Here is a 12873-nt window from a genome sequence, read left to right as displayed (position 1 = left end):
GGCCCCGGACTCAGTCCGAAGCGGGTGCTGTTCTTGTTGTATTGGCCGAGCGGCGCGGGGCGCTGTCAGCGTTGGGTACGTGGCATGCCCAAACCGAACTGGGCGATCAGCTCACGCTGGATTTCATTGGTGCCACCGCCGAACGTCAGGGTGACCGATGAGCGTAATTCGTACTCCAGCTCCCCCTGCAGCAAGGCTGCGGACGAACCACTGCGCAAGGAGCCGTTGGCGCCGAGAATGGCGGCAAGCTTGCGCAGTATCTCGATGGCCGACTCGGAGCCATAAACCTTGGTGGTCGAACTCAGGGCCACGTCCATGCGCTGTTGCTCAAGGTCGGCGGCGATACGCAAGTTGATCAGGCGCATGGCTTCCAGACGGGCATAGCACTCGGCCAACGAGCTGCGCACCCAGCCCTTGTCCATGGCCCGTCGGCCCTGTTCATCGCGGCAACGTGCCCACAGGTAGACCCGGCGGAACAATGCGACGACTTTGTCTGACCAGGAACCAAGGCCAAGCCGTTCATGGTTGAGTTGCTCGGTGATCAGCTTCCAACCACCGTGCAGCGCGCCTACCAGCATGTCCTTGGGCACCCGCACGTTGTCGTAATAGGTGGCCGTCGTCGCAATGCTGGTGGTCGGGATGAGCGTCGTGGAGAACCCGGGCGCCTGGGTATCGAGGATCAGGATCGACACCCCCTTGTGACGCGCCTGGGTCGGGTCGGTGCGCGCTGCCAGCCAGATGTAGTCCGCCGCATCGGCGCCGGAGGTCCACAATTTGTTGCCATTGACCACAAACTCATCGCCTTCCAGGCGTGCGCTGGTCTTGAGGACCGCCAGGTCGCTGCCGGCGTCCGGCTCGGAGTAGCCGATAGCAAACATGATCTCGCCAGCGGCGATACCCGGCAGGAACCGCTCCTTTTGCATCGCACTGCCATGAGCCATCAGCGCCGGGCCTACGGTGCTGATCGTCACGAACGGCAACGGTGCCCCGGCAATGTTGGCTTCTTCAAAGAAAATCAATTGCTCGGTGGCCGCATAACCTTGTCCACCGTGAGCCTTGGGCCAGCCGACTGCCAGCCAGCCATCGCGGCCCATCTGGCGGATGGTTTGCCGGTACAGTTCGCCGCCTTCCTGGCCGCGCAATTGCTCACGCAGCGCCGGGGTCATCAACGCCTGGAAATAGTCCCGCACCTTGTGGCGCAGGGCGTGTTGTTCGGGAGTGAGGTCAACGAACATAAACGCCTCCTTAGGCCGCGCCGAGAATCAGGCCGCTGGTCGGCACGCCGGTACCGGCAGTGACCAGCACGTTTTCGACATCCGGCACCTGGTTGACCGCCGTGCCGCGCACTTGGCGCACCGCTTCGGCGACGCCGTTCATGCCATGAATGTAGGCTTCGCCCAGTTGTCCGCCGTGGGGGTTGATCGGCAACTTGCCGCCACGCGCATGATGGCCAGCGCGGATGAACTCCTTGGCCTCGCCACGCTTGGCGAAACCGAATTCTTCCAGCTGCGGCAGCACGAACGGGGTGAAATGGTCATAGATCACCGCCGTCTGGAACGCCTCCGGCCCCAGCCCTGACTGGCGATAGAGCTCGCGGGCCACTACCCCCATTTCCGGCAGCCCGGTAATGTCGTCGCGGTAGAACGAGGTCATGATCTGCTGACCGTCAGTAATGCCCTGGGAACCGGCCTTGATCATCACCGGTTTCTGGCGCAGATCACGGGCACGTTCCGCCGAAGTGATCACCATGGCCACGGCGCCATCGGACTCCTGGCAGCAGTCGAGCAGATGCAGCGGTTCGCAGATCCAGCGCGAGGCCTGGTGCTCCTCAAGGGTAATCGGCTTGCCGTAGAAAAACGCCTGGGGGTTGGTCGCGGCGAAATCACGCACGGCCACTGCGACCCGACCGAAATCCTCGGAAGTGGCCCCATAGGTGTGCATGTAGCGTTGGGCGAACATGCCAACCCAGGCCGCCGGGGTATGGAAACCATGGGGCATGTACCAACCGTAGTTGACGTTCTCAAAGATCGGCGTCGACGCAAAACCGTAGGTGCCGGTACCGAAGCGGTACCAGGAGCGCTCGTTCATGGCCCGGTAGACCACCACCACTTTCGCCACCCCGGTGGCCACCGCCATGGCGGCGTGCATGATCGGCGCACAGGCCGCGCCACCGCCGTGGGGTACTTGCGAGAAAAACTTAACGTCCTTGCAGCCCAGCAGGCGGGCTATTTCGTACTCCGGAACCTTGTCCACCGAGTACGAGCTGAACCCCTCAACCTCGGACGGATCAATGCCCGCATCCTTCAGCGCGCTCAGCGTGGCTTCAAGGGCCAGGCGCAATTCCGTGCGCCCGGAGTTCTTGGAAAACTCGGTCGCGCCCAAACCAACTATCGCGGCGCGTCCGGAAATCGACGAAGTCGTCATGTCTGTGTCTCCGGCTGTCAGGGCAGGACCAGCGCGACCGTTCCGGTCACGTGGTTGCCCATGGAATTTTTGCCGCTGAGGGTGACTTCCACCGTGCGGGTGTCAGCGTCCTGGCGGGTCACGCTGCCACTGAATGTCATGCAGTCACCGGGGTAGTTCGGTGCGCCCAACTTGATTTTCAGTGAGGTGAACGTGGCCAATGGCCCCGCCCAGCTCTCGACGTAACGTTGCACCAGCCCGTTGGTGGTGAGGATGTTCATGAAAATGTGCGGTGAGCCCAGTGCGCGAGCCGCCTCCAGGTCATGGTGCCCCGGGAAATAATCCCGGGTGGCAATCGCGCCACCGGTGATCAGGCCGACCGTGATTGGAACTGCCAGCTCAGGCAGCACTTCGCCGGGGCGCACGTCTTCAAAGCGCTTGGTGTTCTTCGAGGTCATATTTCCATCCCAGCTTGTCGTTATCGCTCAGCCAATCGCCGAGACGTTCCAGGCTTGCCGCCGAACCACCCAGGGCGAGGCCCAAGGCGCGGCTCCAATAGAGAAAGCGGTGGATCGGGTACGTCAGGTCAACGCCGATACCGCCATGCACGTGCTGTGCGATGTGGCCAATGCGATGTCCCGCTTCACACGCCAGGTAAGCCGTGGCCAGCGCTTCCGAGGGCGACGGCAAACCCGCGTCGACGCGATAGCAGAGCTGCCAGAGCACACTGCGCAGGGCTTCAAGGGCGATATGCGCATCGGCCATGCTCATCTGCACCGCCTGGAAGCTGCCGATACGCCGTTCGAATTGCTGACGCTCACTGACATAGGCCACCGTCCGGCGGATCTGCTCCTCGCTGACGCCCAACTGCAGTGCGGCCAAGGCCGCCACGCTGCGGGGTTCCAGCCAGGCCAGGGCGGTACTGGGCAGCAACTGCTGGGCCGGAACGCGCAAGCCTTCGACATGCACATCGGCCACGGCTTCACCGTGGGTAAGCACCGCGGGCACGCGGGTTACCTGTGCGACCGAGAGGTCGAGCAGCAACAAACGCGGCTGGCCGTCGACCTCAGCCAGCACCAGCGCCGCCTGTGCCTGCTCGCCCAAGGCCACCGCCGCGACCCGACCATTGAGTTCCCAACCTTCGGCACACGGGCGGGCCTGAAGCTCGATGCCGCAGGCACTGCCAAGGGCATCGATGGCCAGGGTCAGCATGGCCTCACCCGACGCGGCTTTTTCGGCCCAGGCCGCGACCTCGGGCAACGCGAACGCGGCAAGGGTCGCTGCGGCCAGTTGATGCCGCCACAACGGCACCTGAGCCAACCCCTTCCCCTGGGCCTGCAACACCAGCATCAGCTCGGTCATGCCCAGGCCACTGCCGCCGTGGGATTCAGGAATCGCCAAGGCGTGCAGCCCGGTCTCAATGCAGAGTGCCCAAAGCGGCGCCATCAGCGGCTCACCACTGGTATCCCAGCGACGCATGTAGTCGTCGTGGCAGTGGTCGACAAACAGGCTGTCAGCCATCTGCGCAATCGCACGCTGGTCTTCGCTCAATTCAAAATTCATGGGATCAACTCCTACTCGCCGACAGGCCGAAACAATGGCAAGGTCAGCGCGTCATCGAAGGTCTGGAACTCAACCTGCAAACGTTGGCCGATCTGCAACTGCTCACGCTCAATGCCGACCAACCCGGCGATCAGGCGTACGCCCTCCTCCAGCTCGATCAGACCGATGGGATTCGGGTGATCGAACGGTGCGACCTCCGGATAGTGCATGACCACAAACGAGTAGAGGCTGGCGCGACCGCTGGCCTGGACGGTGTCCCAGTCGAAGCTGTGGCACTGGATGCAGACCGGCGCGGGCGGATGGCGCAAGGTGGCGCAGGCCGTGCAACGCTGGATCAACAGTTGGCCCTGTGCGCAGCCTTCCCAGAAGAACCGGGTGTCGTCACTGATGCCCGGTTGTGGGCGCTTGGCCTTGGCAGGCGCAGCGCTGGCAGCCGGCGCAGGCGCTGCCGGCTGAGCGTTGGCCGGACGAAATTTGAAGACGCGGAACAACAACTCGCCTACCGGCTCGTCGCCACCGGCCTTTTCGACAAAGTGACTCATCACCAGGGTGACAAAGAAGCCTGTACCCAGCGCCGTGGTTTTTTCATCGCCCACCGCGTCCAGGCGCGTGGTGTAGTAGAGCTTTTCACCCAAGCGCAGCGGGCGTGTGAAACTCAGCTCGGAGTTGACCGCCACCACTGAGTTGTAGCCGTATTGCTCGAACAGCTTGAGCACTTCATACGGGTTTTCGTCGGTGGAGCCTGGCGGATAGTGGTTGGCATGGAAGCCTTCCATGGTCCACACCTGCAACATCGCCGGTGGCGCGATCAGGCCTTCATGGGGCGTGCCAAGGGCGAACGCAGGATCGGTGTAGAGCGGGTTTTCGACACCCATGATCTCGCACCACTGGCGGATCATCGGTGCATTGACCTCATCCCAGGCATACACACGACCGTATTGGCGCCCCACTAGGGCGCGCACATTGGATAGCAATTGTGGATCAGCCAAAGTCGTCTCCTGCAAATTGAGGGCGGCATCCAGACCCGGTCGCCGCCATGGGTCGATCAGGTGGGCAGAACCTGCGCCGCACCCAGAAACGCCGGCCGCTCGCCACCGCCATGCAGCAACAGGTTGCAACCGCTGGCATAACTGGCCAGCGGCGAGGCGATGTACAGGCAGGCATTGGCGACATCCGACGCCACGGCCATGCGACCGGCCGGAATACCGGCACTGACGGCGGCGATACCGGCGTCGTTGCCGTAATGCAGGTGAGCCTGTTCAGTCAGCACCAGGCCTGGGCTGACCGCGACCACACGAACCTTGGGGCCCCACTCCACCGCCAGCGACTGCACCAGCGACAGCACGCCAGCCTTGGCCGCACCATAGGCCGCAGTCCCGGGTGAGGAGCGCAATGCGCTGATGCTGCCGATAAACACGATGCAACCGCCCTGCACTTGTGCCTGCATCAGGCGGTTGGCGAGCTGGGCGACATTGAGTGGCGCAATCAGGTTGAGACGAATGATGCTCTCGTGAAAACGCGGCGACGCGCTGGCGGCCTCGGCCGCCGGGCTACCGCCAGCGTTGTTGATGACCACGTCGAGGCGGCCAAAATCGCGACTGATGGTGTCGAACAGCGCCTGTAGCGAGTCCGGGTCGCGCACGTCCGCAGGGATGAAGATGGCGCTATTGCCCTCCTGTGTCGGCACCTGCTCAGGCGCTTTGCGGGCACAGACGATCACCTGCGCCTGTGCTGCCAGAAACTCAAGCGCGATGCCTGCGCCAATGCCCTTGGTGCCGCCGGTGACGAGCACCACCTTGCCACTGTAATCAAGCCCCGAATGCAGCCCCATGTCGCGCTCCTTAATTCTGCTGACAGGGTTCACTCTAGGGACAAAGCCAGGCCCATTCTTCGTCTGAACGGACGATGAATCATCACCCCCCGGCCGTGACACTGGCAGGCATTCACCTGACGCCTGGCTCACGAGGACGCTCATGCCTGATTCATCCGCTCCACCGGTTTTGCTTGAACGCCCGCTGCCTGGCGTGGCCCTGCTGCGACTCAACCGTCCGCACGCGACCAATGCCCTGAGCCTGGAGTTGCAAGCCTTGCTGTCGCGCTATTTCAGTGAGCTGAGCGCCGACCCTCAGGTGCGTTGCATCCTGCTGACCGGCGGCGACAACGTGTTTGCTGCAGGCGGCGATATCAACAGCATGGCCGGCGTCGGCCCGATCGAGATCTACCGGCGCCATACCGAACGGCTCTGGGCGCCGATTCAGCACTGCCCGAAGCCGGTGATTGCCGCAGTCTGCGGATACGCTTATGGCGGCGGCTGCGAGTTGGCGATGCTCGCCGACCTGATCGTCGCCGGACGCAGCGCACGCTTCTGCCAACCGGAAATTCGGATAGGCATCATGCCGGGCATCGGCGGCACACAGCGATTGGTCCGCGCCGTAGGCAAGGTAAAAGCCATGCGCATGGCCCTCACCGGGCAACCGATCAGCGCTGAAGAAGCCTGGGTAGCCGGCCTGGTCAGCGACCTGGTGGACGATGACCAGGTCCAGGCCCACGCCCTGGAACTGGCCCGCGTCATCGCGGCGATGCCGGCATTGGCTGCCGAACAGATCAAGGAAGTGATTCTCGCCGGCATGGATGCGCCGCTGGAGGCCGGCCTGGCACTGGAGCGCAAGGCCAACGCCCTGCTGTTCGCCTCCCGTGACCAGAAAGAAGGCATGCAAGCCTTTATCGAAAAGCGCCCGGCGCAGTTCGAAGGGCATTGACCGGTAGCCACCCGCCAGAAAGAGCCACTCGAAGGACAGCACCACGGGAACACGGCACAAGGCCGCTTGCCTCGTTCAACAGGCAAGCGGCCTTGTGCAATCAAGCGCTAGCGCGACGCTCAGATGCTCATCACCATCTGCCCACTGTCGATGCGCAGTTCGACACCATTGATGGCCCGGGCCTCATCGCTGGCAAGAAACAGAACACTGGCCGCCACATCCTCGGGCAGACACATGCGATTCATCGGGTCACTGTCGATGGTCAGGCGTGTCGGGTCGATGCCCTGGGGGAAGCCACCGCGGGTCATGTCGGTGAGCACGCCATCGGGGTGCAGGGTGTTGCAGCGAATGCGGTACTTGCGGCGTCGGCAGAGCACTGCCACAGAGCGCGACAAGGCGGCCACGGCGCCTTTGGAGGCACTGTACGCCATGAAATCATCACGCCCGGCCAATGCCGCGATCGACGACAGGTTGATGATCGAGCCACCGCCCTCCTTCATCAGTGCAATCCCTTCGCGACACCCGAGAAAAACGCTGTCGGCATTCACCCGCATGACCTTCTGCCAGTCCTGCAGCGAGGTTTCCTCGATGGAACCGCTCAGCAGTATGCCGGCATTGTTGAGCAGGATGTCGAGGCGGCCATAGCGCTCGCGCACGTGCGCCATGACCTGTTTCCACTCTGCCTCGCTACTGGCGTCATGGCGAATGAACGCCGCAGCCGGGCCGATTTCGGCGGCCAGCGCCTCACCGGCAACGACATCGATGTCGCTGATCAGCACCTGTGCGCCTTCAGCCGCCAGCAGCCGCGCACTGGCACGGCCAATACCCTTTGCCCCGCCAGTGACCAGCGCGACCTTGCCTTGAACCCGTCCGGGCATGTTGCTCTCCTTGATCGTCATCATGTCATCTCGTGTGCGCGGTTCTGTTGCATCGGTTGTGCACGGTTGACGGCCGCTGCGGCCCCGGCACGACGCCCGGAGAACACGCAATCGGCCAGGGATAAGCCGCTGATATACAGGTGTGAAGGAATACCGAGGGCCGTGCGCCCCGCAGCGTACAGGCCAGCGATTGGCTGCCCCTGGGCGTCCAATGCCGCCCCACTGCCTTCATCCACCCGCAAACCGCCCAGGGTCAATGCCCCTAACGGGAAGACCGGGTTGGTCACCGAGATGTCGCAGGCGTAAAACGGGCCCTGCTCAAGCACCTGGCGACCGCCCGGCGATTTGCCGAACGGATCAGGGGCCGCACCACGCGCTGCGGCGTTGTTGGCCTGCAGCGACTGGCGCAAGGTACTGGCCTGCATACCGGTGGCCGTGGCCAGTTGTTCCAGACGCTTGCCCTTGCGCACCTTGAGCAACATCAACGCCAAGGCGGGAACACTCTGAAACCACCAGTAACCGCCGAACAGCGCCTCACGGATGGCCTTTTTGCGCAGCGGCGCATCGAGCACCAGCCAGGCCTTGCCGCCCTGCTCCTCCATCAATGGCTGACCCAATGTCGCGCCATAGACTTCTTCGTTGCAGAAACGCTGGCCTTGGCTATTGACCACAATGCCCTTGTGCCAACTGTAGGGCGGATTGATGAATCGCCAGGCCGAGACCCGATTCAGCGCAGCCCCTTCACCGCCGACACTCAAGCCCAGGCGCAGGCCACTGCCGTCGCATCCCGTGGCACCCACCTTGAAGTTGCGGCGAAATTTCGGCGCGTGCTGCTTGATCAACTCACGGTTGAAGATGAATCCGCCCGTGCTGAGGATCACCCCATTCCGGGCCCTGACCAGACGTGGCTGGGCGAACTCGCGCTCCAACCGACTGAGCCGCTGGCGTAAGGCGTCACAGTAGGCCGGGGAAAAGTTCTGCAAACGCTCGGCACGGGCGGCCCATCGGGCGTGCAGCTTCGCTTGCTGGCTGCCCGGCGGCAGGCACCACAGCTCGGCACCGATCACCCGGCCCTCCTGGTCGAGCACCAGGCGCTTGGCGGCTGATTGCAGCAGTGGCCGCACGCCGGCACGCAGGCAGGCCGCCTGGAGGTGCGCATACAGCACCGCACCGCACTGCCCCTTGCCAACGGTGCGATGCCCCCGCGGCGCCGGTGGCAACGGACCGCCGTGCTGCGGCACCAGCTCGTTGCCGGAGTAGTAGAGGAAGTAACCATCAGGTGGATAAGAGGTCTTGCCACCCGGAGGCATTTGATGGCCGTAAGGAGCACCGTGACTCTCCAACCAGTCAAGGTTGGCCACACTGTCCGCACAGAAGCGTCGCAAGGTCTCGTCACTGACCACACCCTGGGTTTCATGCTTGAGGTAGTCGAACATCGCCTCGGGGGTATCAGTGAAGCCTGCCGCCTGCTGATACCGCGTACCCCCGCCGGCATACACGACACCACCGCTCTTGGCACTGGCTCCGCCGCCGGTAAAACGGTCGGCGATCAGCACATCGGCGCCATTGGCACGGGCCTCCAGCGCCGCACAGGCACCGGCTGCTCCCCAACCGATGATCAGCACATCACACTGCTCATCCCACTTCACGGTACTGCTGTCGGCGACGCGCAATGGCGCTTGAATCGCCGTACAGGTGCTGTTGTCAGACATGTCCATGACGGCTCCTAACGCTGGCTGGCGAGGTGGTTGGCAGCGACATAGGCGAACGTCATCGCCGGCCCGAGGGTGCCGCCCGCCCCCGGATAACTGGTACCCATCACGGAAGCGGAGCAGTTGCCGATCGCGTACAAGCCGTCGATGGGCGTACCGTTATCGCGCACCACTTGCGCATGCTCGTTGGTCAGCAAGCCGCCCTTGGTACCGATGTCGCCGGCATCCAGGCGCATGGCGTAGTACGGCCCTTTGCGCAAGGGCGCCAGGCACGGGTTGGGTTTGATATTGCAATCGCCGTAGTAGCGGTCGAACACGTTGCCGCCACGGTCGAAATCCACGTCCTTGCCGGTGCGCGCATACTCGTTGACCTTGTCCACGGTGTGTTCAAGGCCCACCGCATCGACGCCGATCTGTTCGGCCAGTTGCGCCAGGGTGTCGGCCTTCCAGTACAAGGTGTTCAACCACTCTTTGCGCAGACGACTGTCAGGCATGACCTGGGCCGGCATCAACGGCCCCATGGCGTAGTGGAAGCGGAAATGCCCGTCAAAAATCACCCAGGCCGGCACCGACTTTCCGCCTGTACGCTGGTTATCGCGGTGCATGGCATCGACGAACTCGAGGTACGGAGCCGCTTCGTTGACGAAGCGTTGCCCCTGGCCGTTGACCACGATTGCCCCGGGGAATGCCCGCTCGGCAAAGATGCCCCGTGGTTTTTCCTCACCCGGCACGGCGATGGTCGGCGCCCACCAGGCCCAGTCCATCAACGCGGTTGCTGCGCCCTGGGCCAATCCGGCCTCTAGTGCAGCCCCCGTGTTGTTGCCCGGTGGCGTTGCACTCCAGGCCATGCGGGTTGGCTTGGGCAGGTAGTGCTCGCGCAATGCCTGGTTCTGCTCGAAGCCACCAGAGCCGAGAATCACCCCGTAACGGGCATGCAGCTGCTTTTCCTGACCGTCACGTTGCACCGTGACCCCGGTGACCCGCCCCTGCTCCGTGAGCAACCCACGAAAATCGGTGTTCAGCCACAACGGCACGTTACGGTCCATCAGCGAGCGACGCAGCGATGCCACCAACGAACTGCCGAGGGCCGCTCGGCGATCGAATTTACTTTTGCGCCGCCATTTGAAGTCCAGCTTGTAGCGCAGCATCAGCCCCATGATCAGCCAGCGCCAGCCGAAGCTGCGGGCCATGGCCTTGTGTGCATGCCGTGCAGTCCAGGCAATGCGCCCCATCAGCAAGGTCGAGGGTGACGGTTTGCGCAGGTTATCCAGCTCCTCGCCAAGCACACTGGTGTCGAACAACTCGGGGTCGAGGGTACGCCCTCCAGGCAGCGAACCGGGCAAATGCGGGTAGTAGTCCGGGTACTTGGCAGCCACTGCATAACGCACCCGACTGGTACGGGTCAGCGCCTCAATCATCTTTGGCGCATTGTCCAGGTAGGCCTGCAGGCGCGCGTCATCGACGTGCTCGCCAGCGGCGGCCTTGAGGTAGCGCATCGCCAGCTCGAAGCTGTCGTTGCCGCCCTGGCGAGCAAAATAGTGATTGTTCGGGATCCAGATCCCACCGCCGGAAATCGCCGAAGTACCACCGTACTTGTCGCTTTTTTCCACGATCAGCACGCTGAAACCCTGGTCGGCGAGGAAGACTGCCGACGTCATCGCACCTGCACCCGAACCGACGACGATCACGTCGTAGTGGGTTTGAGACTGAACTTGAGCCGTCATTGTTGTTATGCCATTAGCTGAGGTCAGGAAAGACCGCCGACGACGATACGGGGACGCTGGCGGTGTGCGCCCCATGATCGGGGCTGACCGGGGCGCTCTCATCGTCAAAGCGGACTAGACCCGTCAGACGACATTGAACCGGGCGGACAACTGATCCAATGCCCGCGCCAACTGCTCCAGGTCAGAGGCTGTCGCGGCACTGCGGCCCGCATTGGCCGAGAGCGCGCCCGTGCCGGCCGAGACGCTCTCGACGCGGGCAACCATTTCCTGGGTAACCCGTACCTGTTCGGTGATCACCACGGCAATTGTGTCGACGCTTCGAATCACGTCCTCGGTGCCACTGCGAATCTGCGCCACCGAGTCGCCGGCCTCCTGTGCCAGGCCCACACCATCGCGCACACGGCTGACGACCCGGTCCATGCCGCCGACCACCGCCTGGGTCCCTTCCTGGATGCGCTGCACCGTGAGGTCGATTTCACCAATCGAACGGGCCGTACGTTGCGCCAACAGCCTGACCTCATCGGCCACTACGGCAAAGCCGCGGCCCTGCTCTCCAGCCCTCGCGGCCTCGATGGCGGCGTTCAGTGCCAGCAGGTTGGTCTGCTCGGCAATGCTGCGGATGACATTCAGCACCGTACTGATTTCGCCGGAAAACACCTCCAGCTCGCGGATATGCACGGCGGTTTCGCTGATCACCTCGCTGATGCGGTTCATTTCATGGGCCATATCGCGAATAAAGCCTTCGCTTTTGCCCGAGCGCCCCGCTGAATGCTGCGTGATGTTGCGCGAAACCCCAACGTGGGTGTCGACCTCGCTGATCGAACCTGACAGTTGCTCGACCGCACCGGAAATACCGCGCACGGCGTCAGCCTGCTGCTGCGCAGCCAATGAGGCCAGCTCTGCCGATTCCGCCATGTGTGCCGCTTCGTGACTGACACGCTGCACCAACGAGCGCATCTGCGAGATCAACCCGTGCAGGCTGTCGCGCATGGTCGCGATATCGCTCAGCATCCGGGCAAACTCATCGCGCCCATTGACCTCGATAGGCTGCGACAGGTCACCCCTGGCAATCGCTCGCACACTGGCACCCGCCTGGGCAAAAGCCCGTTTCAGGCGCCTCAAGGTCGAGAACGCGGTAACACTGCCGGCCAGAACCCCCACCACGGCCAACGCCAGGTAGGCCAGCAGGGTCGAGCGGTAGCGTTGCTGGGCCACTTCGTAGGCCTGCGCCGCCGCTTCCTTCTGCAGCGCCTGCAGCTTGCCCAGTTCAATACCCGCCGCATCGCCCGCGGGTTCGGCCATGCGCAGGAATGAAATGATGCCAGACAGTCGATAGTCACCCGCACGCAAGGATTCCAGGAGCAGCTCCAGCTCACCCAACCAGGCCTGGTAATGGCTATCAAAGGCCACGGCCGCCTGCTGCTCGTCGTTGGAGAGGGGGCGCTGACGGTAATCGGCCCACACCTGTGCGAGCGCCTGATTGTTGGCTTCGATGGCTGCAAGCGTCACATCGATTGAGCGATCGAACGCTGCTACCAGTGGGCCTTCCGGGTCATGCTGAATAGCAAGCAACGCCAGCCGCCGACCTTCGTCGAGACGGTGCTGGACTTCACCAAAGGTGAGCAGGGTCGCCAGATTGTCTTCATTGATAGCCCGAAGACTGTCGCGGGCCTGTTGCAGGCCATAGCCACCAAAACCGACTGCGACGATAAACAACAGTGTGGCCAACAACGCCCAGAACCACAGGCGCTGGGCAATAGTGATCGCGTTGAACATAAGCAACGGTAAACCTCGTACAGGCGACGAGACGCTCATGCAAGCGCCCCATGCACAA

At 63.2% G+C, this 12873-nt stretch carries 11 protein-coding genes; 1 reads left to right on the top strand and 10 read right to left on the bottom strand.

Translation table 11 applies throughout. The features are described 5' to 3' along the window. Window positions 1-65: 65 nt before the first annotated feature. Genes IE038_RS16360 through IE038_RS16335 form a run of 6 tightly spaced genes read right to left on the bottom strand, consistent with a single transcriptional unit; the run spans window position 66 to window position 5797 of the window. Window positions 66-1235 carry an acyl-CoA dehydrogenase family protein gene (locus IE038_RS16360; RefSeq protein WP_163931421.1) on the bottom strand — a complete coding sequence of 390 codons (1170 nt, stop codon included), beginning with the start codon at window positions 1233-1235 and terminating at the stop codon, window positions 66-68. A gap of 10 nt (window positions 1236-1245) precedes the next feature. Further along, entirely contained in the window at window positions 1246-2424 is a 1179-nt protein-coding gene (locus IE038_RS16355; RefSeq protein ID WP_163931424.1) for a lipid-transfer protein, read from the bottom strand. A 17-nt stretch (window positions 2425-2441) separates the two neighbouring features. Further along, on the bottom strand, window positions 2442-2861 hold the full coding sequence (locus IE038_RS16350) for a MaoC family dehydratase (RefSeq protein WP_163931427.1): 420 nt from the start codon (window positions 2859-2861) through the stop codon (window positions 2442-2444). Further along, window positions 2833-3966, bottom strand: coding sequence for an acyl-CoA dehydrogenase family protein (locus IE038_RS16345; RefSeq protein ID WP_163931430.1), 1134 nt, complete (start codon window positions 3964-3966; stop codon window positions 2833-2835). Before IE038_RS16345 ends, IE038_RS16350 begins: the two co-directional genes overlap by 29 nt. Window positions 3967-3977: 11 nt before the next feature. Then, window positions 3978-4955: a bifunctional MaoC family dehydratase N-terminal/OB-fold nucleic acid binding domain-containing protein gene (locus tag IE038_RS16340; RefSeq protein ID WP_163931433.1), complete on the bottom strand. Its 978-nt coding sequence runs from the start codon at window positions 4953-4955 to the stop codon at window positions 3978-3980. A gap of 56 nt (window positions 4956-5011) precedes the next feature. Further along, complete coding sequence (locus IE038_RS16335) at window positions 5012-5797, bottom strand: SDR family oxidoreductase (RefSeq protein WP_163931436.1); 786 nt, start codon at window positions 5795-5797, stop codon at window positions 5012-5014. A 142-nt stretch (window positions 5798-5939) separates the two neighbouring features. Here IE038_RS16335 and IE038_RS16330 point away from each other — a divergent pair, with 142 nt between their 5' ends. Continuing rightward, entirely contained in the window at window positions 5940-6725 is a 786-nt protein-coding gene (locus IE038_RS16330; RefSeq protein WP_163931439.1) for an enoyl-CoA hydratase, read from the top strand. A gap of 119 nt (window positions 6726-6844) precedes the next feature. On the opposite strand, the gene IE038_RS16325 is transcribed toward IE038_RS16330, so the two are convergent. From IE038_RS16325 to IE038_RS16310, 4 genes are all read right to left on the bottom strand, one after another. Beyond that, complete coding sequence (locus tag IE038_RS16325; protein ID WP_189395961.1) at window positions 6845-7603, bottom strand: SDR family oxidoreductase; 759 nt, start codon at window positions 7601-7603, stop codon at window positions 6845-6847. Between the two features lie 20 nt (window positions 7604-7623). After that, window positions 7624-9321: an FAD-binding protein gene (locus IE038_RS16320; RefSeq protein WP_189395937.1), complete on the bottom strand. Its 1698-nt coding sequence runs from the start codon at window positions 9319-9321 to the stop codon at window positions 7624-7626. 8 nt (window positions 9322-9329) lie between these two features. Then, window positions 9330-11039: an FAD-binding protein gene (locus IE038_RS16315; protein WP_189395936.1), complete on the bottom strand. Its 1710-nt coding sequence runs from the start codon at window positions 11037-11039 to the stop codon at window positions 9330-9332. A 123-nt stretch (window positions 11040-11162) separates the two neighbouring features. Then, complete coding sequence (locus IE038_RS16310) at window positions 11163-12854, bottom strand: methyl-accepting chemotaxis protein (protein WP_229775681.1); 1692 nt, start codon at window positions 12852-12854, stop codon at window positions 11163-11165. Window positions 12855-12873: the final 19 nt, after the last annotated feature.

This window comes from Pseudomonas laurentiana (assembly GCF_014648275.1).
GTDB lineage: Bacteria > Pseudomonadota > Gammaproteobacteria > Pseudomonadales > Pseudomonadaceae > Aquipseudomonas > Aquipseudomonas laurentiana.
This window is presented reverse-complemented; position numbering and strand designations above follow the sequence as displayed.